We start from the raw sequence: 20,816 nt of genomic DNA on the forward strand, positions 1-20,816 counted from the left end.
TTTATCCTATTGTTTTAAAATATATTGAAACTACTATACTTTGATCCTTTTCAATAAAGTCAATTCCGGAACCTTCATAAATGAAATGATCATCTATAAAATCTCGTAATGAATCAACAAATCCCATTGCTTCACTAATTTTGTTTGGAGAAAAATAAGTGTGTAATCCCACACTAAATTCATCACCATCAAAGGAAGCTGGTAGTTGATTCATGGTATAAATCGAAAAAGGATAATCTACTCCTTCACCAGCCACAACCGGAAATATTCTTTTCTCTACCACAGAAGTAAATAAATCTGAACTAGAGAAAAGCATATACAATTCTTTACTTAACTCAAGCATTATTCTGTTTTATTAAAGTTTCTAGATTTACACCGATTTTACTTTTCAAAGAAGCTTCTAAACCACTTTTTTTACTTTCGAATGTTCTTGTAATAAAAGGATCTGCTTTAACTTGCCCTTGTGTTTTTTCGGGTAGTGTTTTTTTACGCCATCGCTTCAAAGGATTTCGTTTTACTGAATTAGTATTTCGATAAATTCGATGTCCATTGTGAACCATTTGCGCATACCAACCATCAAAACCATTTTGAACTCTAGCACCAACCCAAACTCGGACATAATTCTGACTTTTCGAATCAAAAACACCAATTGATTCCTTCAGATTACCCGCTCTTTGCTGAACTCTACCCGCTCCATTTTTTCGACCGGAAGAAACAGCCTTTGACTTAACTGGGGTTTTACTCTTAACCGATGAAGACAATTCAGAAGCCACCTCATTCAATATCTTTCGATAACGCCCTTTTTCTTTTGCCCCATCTGCTAATTGTTTAAGATTACTATTTACTTGAATCGTTGCCTTAATCATAAATAAAACAGATTAATTGTAGATGTGATCTTCTCCCAATCTCAGCAACATGCGTGATGTTGTAAAACTGTTTATTATCCTCTATCACAAATTCATTCCCGCGTTCGAAAATGACCTGGTTAAAGCGAATCGTAAAACTCTTATTTATCAAGTGTCGAACATTCCCTTCTACCTTTTCTGAACCAGTATCTGTATCTACTCTTGCCCAACACTCAGCAATCTTTTTCTTTTCCTTCTTAGCCTCTCCAATATCATTCTGTGTTTTAATACTTTCATAGACAACAATCTTACGATCCATTTGCCCGATATACGGTTTTCTTACTGCCATTTTCTATACGGTCTTAAAAGATTATTTACTGCTGTATTATTTCCTTGATTTCTATCCTCTCGCTTTTCATACGCATCCCCTACCATCAAAAGTATTGCTGACAAAATATCTTTTGGTAATGTTTCCGAATCAAATCCCAATTCAATAGTAACTTTTAACTGTTGTCCTGGTTCTAACTTCACATTCTTAAAAGACACTTCATAAATCTCAGGACCTCTTTTTGTTTGAGAATAAGCAGAAGCAGGAAGAAGAACTGAATCAACATCCTCTTCCACAACTTCTACTTTTTGAATCTCGTCATTCAAAGAAGATCTTTCAATAACTATCGATTCAGCATTATGAGTCAAGAATTCAATTATACCCTTCTTTAAAACTCTTTCCGTGTAGTTTTCTGCCTGAGTAATAGCAGATGCTATTGCTACCTCAATCAACATATTCTCCTCGTCATTATCAGCATCCAAGCGCAAGTGCTTTTTCGCCAATTCCAACTTCACTACTTCTACATTTTCTATAGCAATAACATCTGCATTCATACCAACCAAACTATTTATTATGAAAGATTTTTATTTAACGTATTCCGCGTATTTCGCTTCTACGATTTCTGCTGCTACTTCCTCATGTAATGCCACTTCTTGACCTACATTGTAAGGAAGTTTAAATTTTCCTGCTGGAGATAAAGTGAAACGAATGACAACTTCGTTTTTCTTCACTTTTACTGCTTTAGGTAGTTTCTTTTCTAACTCTACAATCTTAGCTTCAGCTTTCTCCAACTTACCTTGCAATTCAATCTTTTCTGTTTCTAACTCAGATATTTTAGTATCCTTTTCGGCGATTACAGCCTCTAAACCCTCAACTACATGATCAAGCAACTCTCCATTTTCTGTAGCCTTTTTCTCTTCAGTAAGAACAGAAGTTGCTTCAACTCCTTGTTCTTTTTTATTTCCAGTACTCATTACGCTTTTAAGAATTTATTTACTGCGAATGCTTCAGGATTAGCCGATTGAACATCTGCAAATAAATTAGAATACAATAATACCTCTCCTGTACTAGCCCCTGTATACGGGTCCGCAGTAAAGTTTACTCCACCCCATTGACCGATATATAATTCAGAGAAGTTCCCGTAAATTAATGTTTGCAAGCCTGCTAATTCTTCAACTAAGTTGGTAATGATAGTATTTTGTCCATCGAATTTTCCATCTTCCATTACAAAGCGACCACTTCCTGCATCCTTTTTAGTTGTTTTGGCTGCGGCTGCTAATTTTGAATTTAAAATAAATACTTCGTTTCCGTTATCAGCATTTGCCCCAGCAATTAATCCCCATAATTCTACAATTGCATCATAAGACATCGATTCTTCAGCTATAGCAGCTGCTAATTGAATTCCTGTCATATTCAAAATACCTAATGGTTCTTTAATTCCATCACCATTTAAAGCGGCTTTATTCAAGGCTCTTGCAGCCGCTTGGCGTAATTTATCATAAATCATCATCTCAACAGGAGTAGATGTTTGAGACAATAATTGAGTAGAAATAGATACACCAGCACCAGCTCTTTTTGGTTTCATTACCGGCCCATCAATATCTTCTGCTTTTAAAACAATCTTTTCTCTTTCAGATAACCATTTATAAGCATAATCAGAAAATTTAGGCAATGAAACATTTCCTACTAAACCAGTTAAAAAATTTGCTCCAGCCTCTTCAAGAAACAACTTAGGAATAAATCCCTCTACCACATTAATATCAGTAGCAACCAATTTACCTCCAAATTTCCCTGCATCTTCTGTTACTGTTTGAGATGCAGCACGAACCATTTTAGAAGGGATTGAAAAACTATTCGCATTATCTTCAAACCCCAGATTTAAACTTCCTGCTTCTCTAATAGCCTCGTCATTCATTTCTTTTTCAACTCCTGTCAAAGCAATTCCCTTCGACGCACTTCTAGCAGCATTTAAAAAAGAGAACCTTTTTACCATTCCATCAATTTCACGTTGCTCCGAATCATTACCGTCATCTCCTCCAGAAGCACCAGCCATAGAAGCGATTCTTCTTTCTCTTTCCTCACTTTTTACTGCCTTATCGATATCTCCATCCAAAGACTCAATCTCGCCATCTAACGTATCTAAAGAAGTATTCTCCTCCTCTGTCAACTCTCTTTTCTCTGTCTTTACAAGATTTAAAATACGCTGCTGTTCTTTAATCTTCGCTGCGCGTTCTTGCTTTAATTTGTCTGATTTCAACATAACTAATACTCTAATTTTCTTTTGTTCAACTTCATTTGCGCCTCTCTAACCGCAAGGCTCGGATATTGCCTAGATTCCTCTTTTTTAGAAAATCGTTTTTTAATGTATTCTAAATTATCTGCACTTCTTTTCAATGCATCAGGATTACTTCCCACAGGAACAATAGACCACTCTAATAAATCTTGGTTGGTAAATCGGAATAAATCCGGATTCTCCCCTTTTTCAAAATCCCCGAATCGTCCCTCATGCACTTCTGCTCCTACTGAAGCCATACGTAATGTGCCCGCTTTTACTTTCTGATAAACCTTTTCTGCAATTGGATTGATTTCTGCTTCCTCAAAAGTTACTATAGCAACTAATTCTTCGCCATCAATTCTTACTTCAGAAGTTCCAATTACCATATCGGGATTATCAGAATGAGACTTATGCGCATATAGCACAACCGGATTTCTATTATAGCGTTCCAAATTCCATCCACCTAATTCGAAAATAGTTCCATAAGTATCAGGTGTTTCTGTACTAATCACAAATTCGGCTTGTCTCTTTTCTGCCTGCTCCTCACTTACCGCTCTAGCATATACATATCTTTCAATCTTATTCATCTTTTAACTCTTTTTCATTTTTCTTCAACATAAAATCCAACAGCTGCGCATTGACGGGTGTAAGTGGTTCATCCAATCCTTCAATCGGGTCCAAATCCTCCAACGCCCTCGCTTCATTTCTAGTAAGAATACCTGCATAAACCAATTGGGTTAAATAATTCTTACGCGCTTCAGAATCTCCTCTTAGCAGAACCTTTTCATTTAGCTTTACATAAAAGGTTTCAGAATCTTCTCTAGTAAACATTTTCCGATTAAGCTCCAATTCAATTCTACCAATCCAAGGGATTAAAGAATCCTGAACGTGTTCAATAGACTGAGCCTGTATGTTCGAATAATTTGCGTTAGTAAGATCCTTTAGCTTATGAGGCGCAATGTTTAACCATCTAGCAATTTCGATAACTGCATTTTTATTCGTCTCTAAAAATTGAGCCTCAGCAGGAGTAACACTAATAGCTTTGTATTTCAACCCTTCATCAAGAACAGGTACTTTAAACTTATTCTTCTCAGACATCTTTTTAGTAAATCCTTCTGAGATAAGTTTTTTAGCGTCATTTTGAACTTGCTTATCGCTCTCAATAACTCCATATCCTAAACCACGATCAGAATAAATGTCAGAAGCATATTGTTGAGCATCTAAATTCACTCCTAAATTATGTGCTGCATAACGAATTACTGAAACTCCTAAAATACCATCCAATGAAAACGCTTTAAAATGCAACACTTGCTTTGACAAATACGCTTTTCCTTTAATAAAATAGAAAAGCTTGTCACCCTCACGCTTCACCCATACATCTGCATTATTTTGGATGACTAAGCTTTCTTCCACCCCCATATTGTTCCGATTCACTAATACAAAACAATTCCCTTTCAAAATCACCAACACAATTACTAACTTCCAAAAATCAAAAGCCGACATCATTTCGTTAGGTTCTGTGGAGATAAGATAATTCAATGGATGCTCGACATATTTTTTACGCGAATCACCTTCTTTTATGTATACATTCTTAGGAAGCTTTGCAATGTCATTGGATAACTGGTCCACTCCATTATAGAAAGCCGCAAGTGTTAATGCCGACTGTGCAGTGGCAACTGTTTTATTACCCGAAAAAAACGGAAGAAAATCCATAAAGCTCGAAGAACTCGAACTTTCTAAAGGTCTAAAAACTTTGTCTAACAATCCACTCATTATCTTATCATTTGATGATCACATGAGCAAACTTAGACACTAAAACCTTGACAAGGTTGTAACAATGTTACCTTTTTTAAGTATTTTCTATGTACTTTTGACTTAATATTAAAAACCATCTAAATCACTGATATCAAATGAACAAAATTGTATATTACTTATTATACTTCCTTATAGTTTTCTTTTTTTTAGGATGTACGTCAGATGACAATAAAAACAATGAATTAGATTATAATCTTCAAAATTCAAGCTGGACACAAGATAACCAAGTAACTATACTAGACTTCAATTACAATATTTTAGAAACTATAGAAATAAGTACAAACTGCCGAAGTAGCTATGATTTTTTTAATAATGGTGATGGTTTAGAAAGCTTAGCTACAGTAATTAAAAATCATCCCGACACAGATTGTAAAATACAAATAAGTGAAATATCTTACTTTACAAAAAAAAAGGAATTAGTTATAAGAAAAGGAACAGAACAGATAGTTTATAAAATAGAAAACCTATCAGATAACACTCTTGAATTAAGCAGAGGATATGATGTAGATAAACTAATAAAATACACATTCATAAAAAAAACCAGTAAGTAAATGCTTACTGGTTTTTTAATTTTAGATAAAATATTCTACTGAATAAAAGAAACTCAAAAAGAATGAATATATATATTATTACTTGACGGATAATGTATTTTTGAATAAATTCAATATCTAAAAAAACTGTTGTTGTTAACATCACAACAATTGCGCATAAAACAAGCACTATAAAACTTATAAATCTTTTCATATCATCTTTTTCTATTAGTTGTTATTCTAAACGAATCATAATCCGAATATCGATAACAACCAAAATATTTTTTATATAAATCGTTTACATATTTAAAAGCCTCTCTTCTATTCCTAAAATAACTTATCTGTGTAAAGTAATAACTATAGAACCCTTCAGTCGAAGCAATCTTTTTCATCAATTCATTTTCTTTTTTTAGCCGTTCATTTTCTGCCTGAACCGCTAAATGATGTTGTGTTATCGTCATAATTCATCGTATTGGTTAAATATAAACTTCAGCTCCAGGCTTGCTGTATTTACCTCCTTCATCTCCCTCAACCGACATAGATCCGCCCAGTGCCATAATAATTGCAATAATTCCATCAATTCGCTTTCCTCCTTTATTGGATTGCCCTTTGTGAACCTTGATATTATCGTTCGCATCGCGATAAATAACACAACCGGAAAGCATCCATTGCAAAATCGGATTACCATCATGTTTTATCTTTCCTTCATAGGTCAACTTTTCAAACTGCTTGGTTGGAAAGGAGATTACTCCTATTGCCTGACTAAAGAAACTTACCTCCATGCCTTCTTCTGTAAGTTCCTGCGCCATCTGTTCACAGTTCCATTTGTCCGCTTCAATTCGATTTACATTCAATTCTTTATAGGTTGAGCGAATCGTGTCCTTCACATATTCATAATCTACCACGTTACCAGGGGTTGCAATTAGATATCCCGCATCCACCCAATACTGATAAGGTACTCGATCCTCTTTACTTCGATGCTCAATTGTATCTTTCGGACAAAAGAAGTAAGGCTTCACAAATCGGTTCATTTCTTCGTCCGGTTCTGACACTGCTAAGTAGCAAGTAATATCCGTTGTTGTCGAAAGGTCAAGCGCTCCAAAAGAACCGAATTGTGTAAACTTATCCATCGGAATTTCATCTACTTTATTAGCCATCCATATTTCATTGGGAATCCATATCGTTGGAGCATCCACCCACATGTTTAAATGTTTCGTTTTAAAGTTTGGAATCTTACTGGGTTGGTTCCGCGCCTTGATGTATTCTTTTTGAATGTTATCAATATCCAAACCAAATCCTAAAAGCGGATTAGCTTTAAACCAGCTGTCTTCATTTTCCCAATCATCACCTTCGTCTAAATCATGAATCATAATCCACAAGTGATCGTCTTGATTCCTTCCTTCCAGCACTTCTGTAACTGATTCTTCATATCGCTTACAAGCGCTCATTAAGTTTACACCCGCTGTTGTAATATGATAAGTAATTGGCTGCTTTCTGGATACTGAACTTGATTCCAAATTTTCTTTAACCGTATCGTCTTTATGTGCGTGATATTCATCAATGATAGCCACGTGAGCGTTGATTCCATCCTGCGTCTTAGAATCCCCTCCAAGTGGCATCATAACTGATTGAGTTCGTCCAAACTTGATTTCCTTTTGAAAACATTGGAATCCCATATTTCGAAGGTTAGGATTTGAAACTGGAGAATCAATAAACATCTTAGCTTGATTCCAACAGATTTTCGCTTGTTCTTCTTTGGTCGCCCCAACGTAGATTTGCGCCCCCATCTCGACATCAAACGACATACAGAACAAAGCAAGCCCAGCCATTTCTGCGGTTTTTCCGTTTTTCTTGGCACGTTTATCATATACGGTATTAAATCGACGTACTCCCGTCTCTTTGTTAATCCATCCGAAAATATTGTAAATGGTAAATGCTTGGAAAGGAGCTAAAAAGAATCGTTGGCCCGCCATCTTTCCGGTTGTATGATTTAGAAAATTAGGAAAGAAATTAACGGCTCGCATTCCCTTATCATGATCAATTGCAAATCCTTTTATATCTGCTTCTTCAATGAACTTATAAAACCGCTCAACTGCGAGCTGTATTTTCTTTCCTGTTTTCAGCTTTCCACTCCTCACCATTTGAGCATATTGAAAAGCCGGTGAGGAAAGCATTTCTTTTGTTAGTTTCATAATTAAAATATTTTTAGCTGAGATATATGATCGCTAATTCTTTTACACGAAGCATCAAAATAATCAACATCAATTTCACAAGCTAATAACTCAAAACCATAATCATGACAAGCAATTGCTATACTGCCACTTCCTAAATGAGTATCTAATATTTTATCTCCTTGTTTTGCATACTTATCTAAAAGCCATTTATAAAGCTCAACTGGTTTTTGTGCAGGATGAATTTTTGCATAAACTTTTGCTAATTGATAGTTATTAGCTACTTTATTACATGAGCTAGCAAAAGTCTTTCTGTAAATCATTGCTTGACCTTTTTGAAACGACGTAAAAGCTAGTTCATACATTGAAAATGAAACTCCTTCAGGTTGCCCTTTATCCCACACAACCCAATTTTTAGCAGCAGGTAAGTGTTCTACAAAATAATTAGCTCCCCATATAATTTGATTTTTGGACACTCTAAACAACTCTTCAAAATATTCTTTTCCTGCTGGTTTAGAATCCCAATCCTTTTTTTTATAATTTGTAATTCTTCCTTGACCTTTTTTTTGACCTAAGCTTCCATTCCGATTGGCAATATTTATCCCGTATTCTGGATCAACAATAGCTAAATCAAAGTATTTATCAGGATAACGTTTCATTAATTCCATATTATCCTCATGTAAAATCTCAATATTATCTGTTAGCTTCATTATTAACTATATTTCTGATTTAAAAAACCCGTAAACAAATCACCTTGTCCAGGATCTCCTTTAGGCACATCCACCAATTTATTTCTATCCTTAAATGAAAATCCAAAATGCTTTGAAAGCTCATCCATATCTTTGATCATCTTTTCTCGAATGGTCACATAGCCACTCACATTTGTAGCTCCGGTTGCAAAGGTTTGAATCAAGCCACCATGAAAACCTCTTGAATTGATTTCTGCTTCCGCTTGAATGTAATAATCAATCGTAGTTGCCAATCGATGCAAATGCACTAAATCAGGCTTAGTCAATTTTTTAGAACCAATCAATTGCTCTCCAAAATATTTATACCAAAACTTCTGGTCCTTTGTTAATTCAAACTTTGCCATTGGTGCAGGAAGTTTATCCAAGACATCATAAAGCTGTTGATTCTTTCCTGTGGTAGTTGCGTTTTCCCATTCTACAATTTCACCACTCATATTAAAAAGTTTATTCTCTTTCATTCTTGTAAAATATTAGTTATCAATTACTCATACCCCCCTCCCCTAAATTCATTGTGAGTAAAAATGTGACTAACATGCGATGTACAGGGAGCATATTCTCGGGAGATTTTACCCCATATCCCCATGCGATTCGCGAGCGGATTTTTTATTGTGACAGCTCGCGCACATCGGTTGAAGGTTACCTTCACTCAGTCGTTCACCTCCTTGGTTGATCGGCTGGATGTGATCTGCTACAGTTGCAGGAGTAACCAAGCCTTCACTCTTACACTCCACGCACAACGGATTCGCATCTAAGAACGATCGCCTCAACTTGCGCCAAGCTCTCGAGTTATAGAACTCTGAGTTGCTTCTTACATTTCGTTCAAACGGCTTGCGCTCTACTACCCAAGGACGTTTAATACTATCTATTCTCTTTGCCATACTTTACTCACAATTTAATCTCTTTCGATACTCACATCTACTACACCAGGCAGGTAAATCATACTCCTGTCCTTTCTCTATACACTTAACTCTTTCAGTTTCTTTTCTCTCAAACGTTTTAGGATTAAACCAATACGTAATCTCTTTGTATGTGTATGAATAGAATCGATTACTTCTGTAATAAAAACTATCTACACTTTCTATTTGCCATTCTCCTTCCATTTCAATAAACCACTTACAAATTCAAGTGGGAAGTTTTAAAATGTTTTTAACTGTCTTTGTGTTTAATAATTAAATTATCATTTTCATCATATGACCAACAATCAGGACAAAAATGATCGCCTTTATACTTAATCCAATCATTTTCAATCGCTCCTTCTTTAGCTAATTCCTCATCAGTGTACACTGTGATTAAATCTTCTCCGCAGTTATCACATGAAACTGCATACATTTCTACTTTTTCAATTGACATAATCATAAACCACTTACAAATTCAAGTGGGAAGTTTCATATTAACATTATTTACATTTAAACTGTACATCTGGTTAATAATCAATATTTTATTTTTTGTTTTAATTAACATTTACTATTTTAACACTAACCAATTTTAAATTATTTATTATGAAAAAATTAATTTTATGTGCATTTGCACTTGTTGTTGTTAGCGGTAGTGCATTTGCATCTAATGGAGAACCTGTTGAGAAAGAAGTATTAGAACAAGACAAGCCTTGTAAATTCAAACTTAGAGCGTATCATCCTGACACTGAAGAAGAAATCGCTTCTGAAATCTACACAGGTCGTGAAGGAAAAGATGACTGTTTTAGGAAAGGTTTGATAGAGCAAGAAAAATGGGCAGAAAAATATCCTGAAGCCAATATTAGTATGGAAATTTTGAAATAAATCCACTGTAAGGTCTTAAGAGATTATATTCTTAAGGCCTTCTTTTATTCTTAAAACGGCGTATCATCGCCTCCAAAAGCCTCTGCTGCACTAACCGTCGGAACATAAGCTTTCGCATTACTATACACATTCACTTCCTGCTGATTACTTCCATTCTCGTTACTATCTGTTGGATCAATAAACTTTGTCTTATCACCAATCCATTTCAAGAATGTAGTTCCAACAGACCCAGCGCGATACTTAGCAAATATGATTTCTGTATCAGCTCCTTGCCTAGTCATTTCATCATACTCAGGGTTACCATTAATCTCGATGTTGTAGTATCCTGGTCGATAGATAAACTCAACAATATCCGCATCTTGTTCAATGGACCCCGACTCTCTAAGGTCAGACAACAACGGACGTTTAGAACCGCCTCGCGTTTCAACTGCTCTAGACAACTGCGACATCACGATGATAGGAATATCCAACTCTTTTGCCAAGAGTTTCAATCGACGACTCACCGAACTAACCTCATTTTCTCGGTTGTTCCCTTTAGTTTTATCACTTACTAATTGCAAATAATCAATTACCAAAAGCTTGATATCATGCCTACGCTTCCAGCTTCTTGCCTCTACAATGATGTCCGAGATATCATCCACACCCGAATCCTTCATTACGATTTGATACTTAGCCATTCGGCCTGAGTGCATCATAAACGTTTGAAAGTATTCGGGCTTATCAAACCCTGTCTTCAACAATTGTCCTAGATGAAAATTAGAATCAATCGACATCATACGACCAGTCAAATGCAATACGGGCATTTCCAAAGAGATTACACCGACTGCATTACCAACCTTAGCATTTTCAATAACCGTTTTTAAAGCCTTGGCTGTTTTCCCCATACCAGGACGCGCAGCAACAATTACTAAATCTCCATTTTGATAACCGGATGTATACGCATCAATTCGCTTAAACCCTGTTGGAACTCCAGTTACTTTACTCTCACCCGTGCTTTTAGAAATGAACTCCAATCGCTTTGCTAGGTCCTGTAAAGATTCTGCGATAGTAACACTCGAACGCCCCGTTGTGATTAACTCGGTAACGGTATCAAACTCTTTGTTCCAACGCGCAAGTAAATCAAACACATCAACACTCTCATCCATTGCAGCTGCACTAATACTAGCATTAAAACTCACAATCATTCGACGAAGTTTATACTGCAAAAGAATTCGAGAGTGATATTCGATGTGCGCACCAGAAACGCTCTTTTGAACAAGCTCCACAACCAATCCTTCAGCAGCAACTCCATTCGCTCTCAACTTCTGTGAAACGCTAATCATATCAACCGGTTGAGAACTTGAATACAATTCTTGAACCGCTTCAAAGATTTGCATATGCTCCGGAACATAAAACACAGAAGAATCTTTGATCACTTGCATTGCTTCATCAAGCGCTTGCTTACTATTGATCATTCCTCCCAATACTGCTTCTTCAGTATCTTTTGAATGCGGAGGAACTAATCCTTTTGAAATTGTTTGACTCATGATTAAAAGTGATTTTTAGAATATTGTTGTGTTTGTTGTTGTACTGAAGGCTGTTGTATTGCAAATGCTTTGTTTTCGTTTTCGATGTAGTTAATTGCAAATCGAGTTAATCGTGCATTTATCTTTTTTCCCGTCCACTCCAAATCCTCTTCATCAACTTTGCAATTAAACAGCTCGCAGAACTTTTGAAAATCTTTGATTTTCGATTGATATTGCATTAAGAAAGTTTCGTATAAACTGGGATTATTTTCTTTAAAAAAACTGAGAGCGCTATTCTCTGTATTATTAATTGTATTATTAATCCTTATATTAGAGTTGACGATTTCGTCAATAGCTATTGATTTTTTTGTCAATAGGTCTTGATTATTTTCGCAATAGGTCTTGACTTTTTTGTCAATAGCTATTTTGCGTTTATTGCCCTCATTTTTCAAGATTTCAACCTCGATATATCCCGCCTTTTTTAAAGCCGATATCCAACGTGAAATTGTCTCATTAGACACCGCATACAATTCAGCAAAATAATCATTACCCGCCCAGCAGAATCCCTCACGTTGAGCAAGGGCTGTAATTTCCCCATAGAGCAACTTTGCATTGGGTTGCAATTCCTTATCATACCGCACAGACGCTGGTATGATAGCATAATATCCTGGTTCCATGTAACTGTATTTTACATTGTTATTTATTTAATTTTCAACTACCTATTGACGAAATTGTCAATACCTTGGAAGTGCTATTTTTGAAATGGACTCACTTAAACAATCTATTCCAGAAACGTCTGAAAAGATTACTTCGATTCTTGCAAATGTTGCCACAACTGCAAGGTTTTAGCCCAAATAGATTCAACATATACAAATTCCTTAATTCTGATGATCTAGATCTAACTTCTAGAGTGTATCTCATACCCTTTCTTTTACCATCTTCAATGATCATTTCCTCAGACAAATTAAATTCTGAGATAGTATACTTTTTATCCATAGTTATTTAGATTTTAACCACCACCAACTAAACCAAAGCTGATAACACCCCAAAACACATTTTACAAACCACATAATAGCGGTTGCAACATCACTCTCAGCTATTGTCGGTGCCAGCTCTTTAATGCTAAGCATCAGTAAGAGTAAAGAATACCCGAGGACTAACAGAGCTACGGGTATTCCGTTTTTTTTCCTTTCATTCACTACATCGACAATTGCATTAAATTCTCAGTACTACCATTCAATGGCTGAACCAAATCAACTTCTTTGCTTTTTTCTTGACCTGAACGGAAAGCAGCCTCTTCGAGATTATCCAAATTCACTTTATGAACCTTTAGCTTTGGATGTTGCTTTTTAAATTCAGATTTTACTTCTTCATCTTTTTGAATAACCATAAGCCCCATTCCGTAAGGAATAGACGCTTTTCTTTGTTGATACATTTCAGTCAATCGCTCCCCTAATCGAATCGTGAAACCCTTTACAAAAGAAGCCACAAGAGTTCGACCATGAGTTCTGTAGAAACTCTTAGCATGGATGAATTCAAAGCTATTTTTATATTCTTCTATTGAAGAAAAAGCTAGCTTCATAATCATTTGATAGAAATACATAGCTAGCTTTGCATCGGATTCAAAACCAAAGAATACGATATCTCCTTTTCTTCCAGTAGTCCAGAAACACTCACAATCAAACAGCCTTGCTAGATCACCATAAAACCAACTGAAATCATAAGAAGAAACCACAATCGGTTCTCTAACTTCAATAATTTTTTCAGGTGCAACACCTTCCAAATCACGTTCACACAGAAAGTTTTCTAACATTAATTCATTAGCTTTTTTTAAAGCCAACATCGCTTCTTCTTCAGAAGCACCATTTTCAACTGTTTTATTCAGAAGAGCGCGGATTTTTCCTTTAACTTTAAGTTTTTTATCTTCCATAATTTTTAAAAAATAGTTTAGTCAAGGAGCCGGGATTCGAACCCGTATGGTTAAAAACAAGTAAAAAGCTATGAGATTGTGAACCAATCACCTTACTCCTTGGTGTAATTTTAAATTGTTAGACTGAATAGCAAAACCGCCATTAGCGCGCCCAAAAACGCGGGCCACAAAACATCAATCAGAATCCTTTTCCGCATCGCCTACATTTTTCAATTCCCGCGAAAACATCCATTGGATGACATGCTTTAGTTTTTGCTTCACACTTAGCCGGATTAACCGTTGTTTGCTTCACCTTGCAGTTTTGCCCTATTTGAGCTACCACAGGTATTTCTTTTAGAATCTCTGATATATGTTTCATTGATCTGTTGGATTAACTTGTTACTAAATATTTGCCAAGACTGCTCGAAAGTTTGATAAACCATAATACACGATTTAAAATTTCATGATTTCCAAGGATGCCATCAATTCAGACTTCTTGTAATATCTGCGACCAGCTATTCCATAACCTTTCAATCGCTCCTCTGTTGTCCATTTACTCAAAGTAGATAAATTCACCTTTAAAAATGCAGCTGCCTCTTCACGCGTCATCAGTTCCTCAGGTTCCGATTTACCAAGCTCGCTTTTTACAACTTCAGTAATCGCAGCAATTAATCCAGCTGCGGAAATACCATCTAAGATTATTTTACCATCCATAACTAAGATTGTTTTAAGTTTTCTAATACTTGCTCTAATTTGTCATTGATAGAAAAATCTCTCAACGCCCAAAAATTATTAAGCTTCGTTGTACCATTATAGTTGTTCAATTCTGGACACTCTTCCATAACAACTTGCACAAAGGCTTTTCTTTCAACGAAGCCCTTACTGATAAATTCATTAAGGATTTTGATTGCTCTTATTTTTTTTGCTATATCCTCATTTGCAGCTACTATTGTCATCATACCATCTTTATATCTTTATGTCTTTATATCTTTACACCAATAGAATTATTTGTACTTTTGTGCCTTGTCTTGTCAAGACAACAATAGAGACCATTAACCTTATGTTAATAACATATTGACAAGACAAATATATGAGATAAAAATCTAATAAAGTAATTTTTATGAGTAAAATTTCTACTACAAAAGAAAGAGTATTGGAATTTATTGAAAATCAAGGTATTAGTAAATATAGATTCTATCAAGAAACCGGAATATCCAACGGGGTCTTAGACAAAAAAAGCGGATTATCAGTCGAAACATTAGAAAAATTACTATCAAAATATCCTGAAATAAGTGAAAAATGGCTCCTTACTGGTAAAGGAGAAATGATTAAAGGCAAAGAGAAAAAACAAGAAGCAATTCCCATTACAGCAGGAATTGTAAAATATGTTCCATTAGTTTCGCAATATGCGAAAGCGGGTTATCTTAGCGGTTTTGCCGACGAAAATTACATGGAAACCTTACCTACAATACCCGTAATACTAACCCAAGAACAAGAACCAAAAGGCGAATACGTTTGCTTTGAAGTGAGCGGAGACAGTATGATATCAGAAGAGCATCCTGAAGAAAGTTTATTTGATGGTGATATATTAGTATGTAGAAATGTAGCTAAAGACTACTGGAGAAGCAAGCTACATATTAATCAATGGGATTTTGTCATCGTAGACCAAGAAGAAGGGGTTATTGTTAAACGCATCATTGATCACGATGTTGACTCAGGAAATATCACCATTCACTCATTAAACCCTATGTTTGAGAATAAAGTGTTAAATTTATCCCACATTGACAAGTTGTTTAACGTTGTCAAAGTCATGAGAGATAGAAGAAGATAATCAAATCACCTTACTAACTATGAAGAAATCAATAATACTTGTGCTATTCTGCATATCGTTAATTTCTTGTAACACAAAATCCAATAACAATCATAACTATACGGATTATGAACTTTCTACAATAAATAAGTTTTACCAAGAAAAAGAGAAAGACAAGGAAAAAATCGAAATAGAAATTTTACAAGTAGACGATATAACACCTGAAAATTTCGAAGTAAGGAAAACAGGTGCGCTACTCTTTACATACTATAGTGAAAACACGAATTTGCTTTTACAACCAAAAGATAGCATACAAAGCGAATACAATCGATACATAAATCTTAAAGAAACACTAGAAGACAAAACTAAAATAGGTAAAATCGTCTTGACTAAAATATCCACTATTAGTCACGATAGAGTAGAAAAAATCGACTACATCCCAACTGTACTTAATAAAAAAGGAAATATCCCTACACATATTGATGACTTACTTAACAACTAGTCTAACATTGTCAAAGTAACGAGATATAGAAGAAATTTACTAAACCATTTTACTAACACTAAATATGAATTTTTTTAATAAAAAAACAAATACTGCTAATCCAAAAAGTGAAGATAACAAAGACTTACAAACAAGGCTATGGATAATATTTAAATTTATATTCGGAATAGTTATACTAGTTACAATTACTTATAGTATTCTAACTGATAAATTAATCATACAAATTAAAGATATAGATTACACAATCCTTCTATCATTTTTATTAGCATTCTTTTCCATCATTTTATCAATGCTGTTCTATTTTAAATCAAATGATAGTAGCAATAAATTTTACGACAATACCTATAAGTTTACTAAAGATATTTCAACAATACTAGGAAGAATTGAAGCAGGATTTGGAGAAAAGCTTCAAAATTTAGATAAAGGATATAGTGTGATGTTAGATAAAATTGACAGAAGATCTATATCTGAAAAAGATGTTAAAGCAGTTGAAGATAATAAAAAAGAAATAGAAAAAAATATACGCGAGACCGTTGATGAGAGAAACAAACTAGTACAAGAGCTTATCGATAAATCAACTCTAGATCAAAAGGAAAAAGATTCTTTAAAAAACTCACTTCAAGAAAAAGAGCGTACAATTTTTAGCTTAGAAAGGGAATTAAAGCTTCAACGAGAAAAATTAAATCAAATAAATTTAACAAAAAAAATATCAAATTCACTTAAGTTTAAATTAAAAAGATTACTAAGTATATTCGGTTATTCATATGACACTTTTGACAGAGCAACTGCAGAAGAATTTATTTTAACTATTTTAAATAATGATGATATTAATGAACACTTAAAAGAGGAATTGGTTACTTCTAATATTATACAAAATAATAATAAAATAACCATTCATGGTTTTATTTTACTCAGAAATTTACTCAAAAATTCTGAAAATTAGGTTGTAAAACAACAAATTACATTCAACTTTGATTCAAAATGGAAGTATTAATAATACTTATAAGCTTCCCCCATTTTAAGAGACAATGTCATTTCCGAATTTAAAATGTATACAACTGATGGTTATATTGATTTTAAAATGAAGAAAAAGGCTAAGAAAATAGTACAAGAAACGTTTAAATTGACAGTTGATAAATTAGAAGAAATAAAGTAATGAAAATGAATAGACTTGTTATTATTGGAAATGGATTTGATTTAGCTCATGGATTAAAAACTAACTCCATCACGATACATTTTTTTAATATTAAAAAAATGTATAATTTCGTTTTAACAATTCACTAACTAATATGGAATTTTTTAAAGACCCTAACACTTACTTTAACGCAGTAATAAGCCTAGTCATTGGAGTACTCACAGGTATCATAGCTTCTTATCTTTTTTTAAAACATTATTTACAAAAATTAAAACCAACAGTAGAGATATCTGATTATATCTCCAGAGTAACTATAGAAGGACAAACACATTATCTTTTTAAATTCATAAATAAAACTAACTACGAATTGTTTGATATCACACTAGATTTAAGCAGCTACAAACCAATTGGAGTACTTCAAGGACAAAACCTAAAAAAAACAACGCTTGAATTAAAAACAACTAAGATTTCTTTTATACCTCCTTATAAAAATCCAAACGACCAACATCACACATACGCCATAATAATAAATACACAAACCAATATCGAAGATTTTTTAACAGGCGATAATTCAGATTATATAAGACTAACTATAATCGCCAAACACTCTTTATCAGGTTTAAATGGTATCTTTACCAAAGATTTTCATACAGATCAATGTATTTCAAATAAAAACTTTAAATTTGGCGACTCTATAGAGTTAAACAATACCAAATAATATTATTTTGCAATATATATTTTGTATATTTATATAGAAGAAAAAGAACTAAATTATATGAAAGACATGTCAAAAACTAAACAAGCCCGAAAATTAGAAGATGTAATCGTAGGATTATAACCAATTAAAAAAATAACAAACTATAGGCTATCATGAAAATGATAGCCTATTATATTTAATAAAGACTCTAAAAATCAATCAAAATACTCACTAAGCTCCATTGCAATATCATTGGAGCCTTTTCCTATGTACTTCAAAAACATTTGCTCCGTAGAGTGGCCCGTCATATTCATTAAAAATACAGTTGGAATCTTTCCATAATTATTGGTTGCAAATGATCGTCGGCCAATATGAGAAGTGACTAACTCATGTTTTTTAAACATTCCTTTATCTATTCTCCATTCCAACTATATTTTAAAACAGCTTCCTGTTAGATACAGAAAGCTGTTTTATGTAATTATTTTTTTTATACAATTTCAGGAGTTACTATTATTTGTGTTTTCATTGAATTAGTTACTAAACAATTTTCTTTAGATTTATCAATCACACGTAAAGTTTTATCCAAATGTTCTAAATTTTTAAGTTTTATTATTGGAAATAACGATGCCTCTGTAATAAGATATTTTCTTTCAACAAGTTCAAGTTTGATATTAGTTTTACACTCAAAATGATCAAATTCAATTTTAAAATTTTCTGCAATAGCTAAAAATGTAGCCATAAAACAACTATTAATAGCTGCGGCATATAAATGTTCTGGAGACCAAATATTTGGAACTCCATTGACAAACTCAGGAGGTGTTGCACATTCAATTACAGTATCTAAGACAGGTGAAGACAACACTCCTATTCTACCTTCTTTCCACTTTAGATTGACTTGATAAAAATGTTCTTGTGACATAGTTTATATTTTTTAAATTAACAATATTAAAATTAATCATCAAAATCAACATAAACAGTAACTTAAGTTACAAAACGGTTATTTTAAACCACTAATAAAACCTTTTAAATCATGTGTAATTCTAATCAAAATACTCACTAAGCTCCATTGTCAAATCATTGGATCCTTTTCCTATATAGGTTAAAAACATCTTTTCAGAGCTGTGCCCAGTCATACTCATAAGCAGTACTGTAGGTATTTTTCCATAATTATTGGTTGCGAAGGATCGCCGGCCAATGTGAGAACTAACAAGCTCGTATTTTTTAAACATTCCTTTATCTATTCTCCACTTTTTATCCTCGCATTGTTTTCTTCCATTACCAAAAACTTCTTCAACAATTCCCGATGCCTCACATACTTTTTTAATATACTCATTATACCTCTGGTCTGATATAGCCCTAGGAAAATCGCCCTCCCTTTTATCCAAAATAGACAGTACTTTTTTTGACAAAGGAATACTCATTAGTTTATTTGTTTTAGCTTGAGTAAAATCCAAAAAAACGACATTCTTACCCTTTTTATTTTTCTGCTTACGGATCATCGATTTATCAAATCGCATAAAATCAGATACACGTTGCCCTGTATAACAAGATATCAATAACCAATCTCGTGCATTATCAAGATAATCTAATAGTTTATCGCATTTAGCTATTTTTTCAATCTCTTCTTCAGTCAAATAAATATTCTCAACTCGCTCTTTTTTTGTTCGAACCAACGACAATGTATTACTCACTTCTATTCCATTAACAAAAGCATGTCTGCAAACTGTTTTTATATAGGATAGATTTCTCGCGATAGTATTCGCAGCATATCCCATTTCATAACAAAAAGCCTCATAACGGCGTACAAAAGAAACATCAATATCTTTAACCTTTAGCTCACATTTCCAATCAACCTCCATTAAATAGACAATACGTTTTACCGTATCAGCTTTCTCCAATGTACGAGCAGAAACAGACTTAGACTTATCTTTTTTATACTCGTCAATCCAATAAACTAAAAGCTCACTTACAGACAACCTATCAGCATTATAAAAAGAATCAATCACACCATCCAACCACTTCTTATTTAACTCTCCAGTATAGGATTTATACTTATCGAACACATGATTTTCAATTGCATTTAATTCTTGTAGCAATTCAGTTTGGCGATTTTTAACCTTTATATCGGAAATACGCTTAGCAAAGTGGTGTTTTTCCCAATATTCTTTTTCAACCATTGTTTTTAATGTTGATTCAAAGAACATATTCTTACCATCTACACGATGAAAAAATCTAACTTTTAAAAAAGAAGAATCTCTTGTTGAACGATACAAAAAGCTTATTGTTGCCATAGAATTTGTTTTCAACAAAGATAGATTATTTGTATAGCATTTGTATAGTTTAACACATTAACATCGTATACATATAGATTTAAACAGATTTTACAAACACCATAAAAACACACTAAACACAATAATAACAATAACTTACAAACATAACACCTATCTATAAAAACATGTATAGGTCTTAAAAAAGCAGTCCCTTCCTCTCTGCAAGGAAAACCACCAACGGATGTTGGTGGTTTTTTTATTTGTATAAGGCTCGTGGGGAGTCCCACTCACCTAAGAGATGTTACAAATAAAAAAATGAGCTCGAATGCAATGAGAGCGTGGTTTTTCTTGAGAAAAATACCCTTATTAGGGAAAACCGTAGCGTAGCGGAGGTAATCCCTTCCTCTCTGCAAGGAAAACCACCAACAGATGTTGGTGGTTTTTTTATTTGTATAAGGCTCTTATAATCAACACTTAATAGATTATCACTTGTTTTT

The 20,816-nt window shown here is 33.8% G+C and carries 29 protein-coding genes; 6 read left to right on the plus strand and 23 right to left on the minus strand.

Annotated features, from left to right (window positions below; all coding sequences use genetic code 11):
- Position 1: 1 nt before the first annotated feature.
- The 8 genes from AWV75_RS02615 to AWV75_RS02650 are packed head-to-tail and all read right to left on the minus strand — an operon-like array spanning position 2 to position 5,221.
- Positions 2 to 343, minus strand: a complete 342-nt coding sequence (locus AWV75_RS02615) for a hypothetical protein (protein ID WP_060872876.1) — start codon at positions 341 to 343, stop codon at positions 2 to 4.
- The gene (locus tag AWV75_RS02620) at positions 336 to 866 is read right to left on the minus strand and encodes a hypothetical protein (RefSeq protein WP_060872877.1); all 531 of its coding nucleotides are present in this window, start codon (positions 864 to 866) and stop codon (positions 336 to 338) included. Before AWV75_RS02620 ends, AWV75_RS02615 begins: the two co-directional genes overlap by 8 nt.
- Positions 859 to 1,194: a phage head completion protein gene (locus tag AWV75_RS02625; protein ID WP_060872878.1), complete on the minus strand. Its 336-nt coding sequence runs from the start codon at positions 1,192 to 1,194 to the stop codon at positions 859 to 861. Before AWV75_RS02625 ends, AWV75_RS02620 begins: the two co-directional genes overlap by 8 nt.
- Complete coding sequence (locus AWV75_RS02630; protein ID WP_060872879.1) at positions 1,185 to 1,727, minus strand: head-tail connector protein; 543 nt, start codon at positions 1,725 to 1,727, stop codon at positions 1,185 to 1,187. Before AWV75_RS02630 ends, AWV75_RS02625 begins: the two co-directional genes overlap by 10 nt.
- A gap of 30 nt (positions 1,728 to 1,757) precedes the next feature.
- Positions 1,758 to 2,147, minus strand: a complete 390-nt coding sequence (locus AWV75_RS02635) for a hypothetical protein (protein WP_060872880.1) — start codon at positions 2,145 to 2,147, stop codon at positions 1,758 to 1,760.
- Positions 2,147 to 3,433, minus strand: coding sequence for a phage major capsid protein (locus tag AWV75_RS02640; RefSeq protein WP_060872881.1), 1,287 nt, complete (start codon positions 3,431 to 3,433; stop codon positions 2,147 to 2,149). The genes AWV75_RS02635 and AWV75_RS02640 overlap by 1 nt, the downstream gene beginning before the upstream one ends.
- 2 nt (positions 3,434 to 3,435) lie before the next feature.
- Positions 3,436 to 4,035, minus strand: coding sequence for an HK97 family phage prohead protease (locus AWV75_RS02645; protein ID WP_060872882.1), 600 nt, complete (start codon positions 4,033 to 4,035; stop codon positions 3,436 to 3,438).
- Positions 4,028 to 5,221 carry a phage portal protein gene (locus AWV75_RS02650; protein WP_060872883.1) on the minus strand — a complete coding sequence of 398 codons (1,194 nt, stop codon included), beginning with the start codon at positions 5,219 to 5,221 and terminating at the stop codon, positions 4,028 to 4,030. The genes AWV75_RS02645 and AWV75_RS02650 overlap by 8 nt, the downstream gene beginning before the upstream one ends.
- Before the next feature lie 137 nt (positions 5,222 to 5,358).
- Here AWV75_RS02650 and AWV75_RS02655 point away from each other — a divergent pair, with 137 nt between their 5' ends.
- Positions 5,359 to 5,814 carry a hypothetical protein gene (locus AWV75_RS02655; protein ID WP_060872884.1) on the plus strand — a complete coding sequence of 152 codons (456 nt, stop codon included), beginning with the start codon at positions 5,359 to 5,361 and terminating at the stop codon, positions 5,812 to 5,814.
- Between the two features lie 194 nt (positions 5,815 to 6,008).
- On the opposite strand, the gene AWV75_RS02660 is transcribed toward AWV75_RS02655, so the two are convergent.
- The 6 genes from AWV75_RS02660 to AWV75_RS02690 all read right to left on the minus strand — a co-directional run bounded on the left by AWV75_RS02660 (position 6,009) and on the right by AWV75_RS02690 (position 10,042).
- Positions 6,009 to 6,254: a hypothetical protein gene (locus AWV75_RS02660; RefSeq protein ID WP_060872885.1), complete on the minus strand. Its 246-nt coding sequence runs from the start codon at positions 6,252 to 6,254 to the stop codon at positions 6,009 to 6,011.
- A gap of 15 nt (positions 6,255 to 6,269) precedes the next feature.
- On the minus strand, positions 6,270 to 7,985 hold the full coding sequence (locus AWV75_RS02665; protein WP_060872886.1) for a terminase large subunit: 1,716 nt from the start codon (positions 7,983 to 7,985) through the stop codon (positions 6,270 to 6,272).
- Between the two features lie 2 nt (positions 7,986 to 7,987).
- Positions 7,988 to 8,674 (minus strand): DNA methyltransferase, encoded by a 687-nt coding sequence (locus tag AWV75_RS02670; RefSeq protein ID WP_060872887.1) that lies wholly within the window; start codon positions 8,672 to 8,674, stop codon positions 7,988 to 7,990.
- Between the two features lie 2 nt (positions 8,675 to 8,676).
- Positions 8,677 to 9,171, minus strand: coding sequence for a P27 family phage terminase small subunit (locus AWV75_RS02675; RefSeq protein WP_060872888.1), 495 nt, complete (start codon positions 9,169 to 9,171; stop codon positions 8,677 to 8,679).
- A 108-nt stretch (positions 9,172 to 9,279) separates the two neighbouring features.
- Positions 9,280 to 9,591 carry an HNH endonuclease gene (locus AWV75_RS02680; RefSeq protein WP_060872889.1) on the minus strand — a complete coding sequence of 104 codons (312 nt, stop codon included), beginning with the start codon at positions 9,589 to 9,591 and terminating at the stop codon, positions 9,280 to 9,282.
- A gap of 268 nt (positions 9,592 to 9,859) precedes the next feature.
- The gene (locus tag AWV75_RS02690; RefSeq protein WP_156424160.1) at positions 9,860 to 10,042 is read right to left on the minus strand and encodes a hypothetical protein; all 183 of its coding nucleotides are present in this window, start codon (positions 10,040 to 10,042) and stop codon (positions 9,860 to 9,862) included.
- A gap of 170 nt (positions 10,043 to 10,212) precedes the next feature.
- Between AWV75_RS02690 and AWV75_RS02695 the strand changes: the two genes are divergently transcribed.
- On the plus strand, positions 10,213 to 10,491 hold the full coding sequence (locus AWV75_RS02695; protein WP_060872892.1) for a hypothetical protein: 279 nt from the start codon (positions 10,213 to 10,215) through the stop codon (positions 10,489 to 10,491).
- Positions 10,492 to 10,541: 50 nt separating this feature from the next.
- Here the strand turns inward: AWV75_RS02695 and AWV75_RS02700 are convergent, their stop codons facing one another.
- From AWV75_RS02700 to AWV75_RS02735, 6 genes are all read right to left on the minus strand, one after another.
- Positions 10,542 to 12,017: a replicative DNA helicase gene (locus tag AWV75_RS02700; protein WP_060872893.1), complete on the minus strand. Its 1,476-nt coding sequence runs from the start codon at positions 12,015 to 12,017 to the stop codon at positions 10,542 to 10,544.
- 2 nt (positions 12,018 to 12,019) lie between these two features.
- Entirely contained in the window at positions 12,020 to 12,673 is a 654-nt protein-coding gene (locus tag AWV75_RS02705; protein ID WP_060872894.1) for a helix-turn-helix domain-containing protein, read from the minus strand.
- A gap of 521 nt (positions 12,674 to 13,194) precedes the next feature.
- On the minus strand, positions 13,195 to 13,926 hold the full coding sequence (locus tag AWV75_RS02720; protein ID WP_060872897.1) for a DUF2786 domain-containing protein: 732 nt from the start codon (positions 13,924 to 13,926) through the stop codon (positions 13,195 to 13,197).
- A gap of 178 nt (positions 13,927 to 14,104) precedes the next feature.
- Entirely contained in the window at positions 14,105 to 14,284 is a 180-nt protein-coding gene (locus AWV75_RS02725) for a hypothetical protein (RefSeq protein WP_060872898.1), read from the minus strand.
- A gap of 74 nt (positions 14,285 to 14,358) precedes the next feature.
- Positions 14,359 to 14,619, minus strand: coding sequence for a helix-turn-helix domain-containing protein (locus AWV75_RS02730; RefSeq protein ID WP_060872899.1), 261 nt, complete (start codon positions 14,617 to 14,619; stop codon positions 14,359 to 14,361).
- Positions 14,620 to 14,621: 2 nt separating this feature from the next.
- Positions 14,622 to 14,864, minus strand: a complete 243-nt coding sequence (locus tag AWV75_RS02735) for a hypothetical protein (RefSeq protein WP_156424161.1) — start codon at positions 14,862 to 14,864, stop codon at positions 14,622 to 14,624.
- Between the two features lie 161 nt (positions 14,865 to 15,025).
- On the opposite strand from AWV75_RS02735, the gene AWV75_RS02740 reads away from it, so the two are divergent.
- From AWV75_RS02740 to AWV75_RS02755, 4 genes are all read left to right on the plus strand, one after another.
- Entirely contained in the window at positions 15,026 to 15,736 is a 711-nt protein-coding gene (locus tag AWV75_RS02740) for a S24 family peptidase (protein ID WP_060872901.1), read from the plus strand.
- 19 nt (positions 15,737 to 15,755) lie between these two features.
- Positions 15,756 to 16,217 carry a hypothetical protein gene (locus AWV75_RS02745; protein WP_060872902.1) on the plus strand — a complete coding sequence of 154 codons (462 nt, stop codon included), beginning with the start codon at positions 15,756 to 15,758 and terminating at the stop codon, positions 16,215 to 16,217.
- Between the two features lie 64 nt (positions 16,218 to 16,281).
- On the plus strand, positions 16,282 to 17,160 hold the full coding sequence (locus AWV75_RS02750) for a hypothetical protein (protein WP_060872903.1): 879 nt from the start codon (positions 16,282 to 16,284) through the stop codon (positions 17,158 to 17,160).
- A gap of 346 nt (positions 17,161 to 17,506) precedes the next feature.
- Positions 17,507 to 18,070 carry a hypothetical protein gene (locus tag AWV75_RS02755; RefSeq protein ID WP_060872904.1) on the plus strand — a complete coding sequence of 188 codons (564 nt, stop codon included), beginning with the start codon at positions 17,507 to 17,509 and terminating at the stop codon, positions 18,068 to 18,070.
- A 194-nt stretch (positions 18,071 to 18,264) separates the two neighbouring features.
- On the opposite strand, the gene AWV75_RS02760 is transcribed toward AWV75_RS02755, so the two are convergent.
- From AWV75_RS02760 to AWV75_RS02770, 3 genes are all read right to left on the minus strand, one after another.
- Positions 18,265 to 18,477 (minus strand): hypothetical protein, encoded by a 213-nt coding sequence (locus tag AWV75_RS02760; protein ID WP_156424163.1) that lies wholly within the window; start codon positions 18,475 to 18,477, stop codon positions 18,265 to 18,267.
- Between the two features lie 59 nt (positions 18,478 to 18,536).
- Positions 18,537 to 18,968: an OsmC family protein gene (locus tag AWV75_RS02765; RefSeq protein ID WP_060872906.1), complete on the minus strand. Its 432-nt coding sequence runs from the start codon at positions 18,966 to 18,968 to the stop codon at positions 18,537 to 18,539.
- Between the two features lie 121 nt (positions 18,969 to 19,089).
- The gene (locus tag AWV75_RS02770) at positions 19,090 to 20,355 is read right to left on the minus strand and encodes a tyrosine-type recombinase/integrase (protein WP_156424164.1); all 1,266 of its coding nucleotides are present in this window, start codon (positions 20,353 to 20,355) and stop codon (positions 19,090 to 19,092) included.
- Positions 20,356 to 20,816: the final 461 nt, after the last annotated feature.

This window comes from Myroides odoratus (assembly GCF_001549985.1).
Taxonomy (GTDB): Bacteria; Bacteroidota; Bacteroidia; order Flavobacteriales; family Flavobacteriaceae; genus Flavobacterium; species Flavobacterium odoratum_A.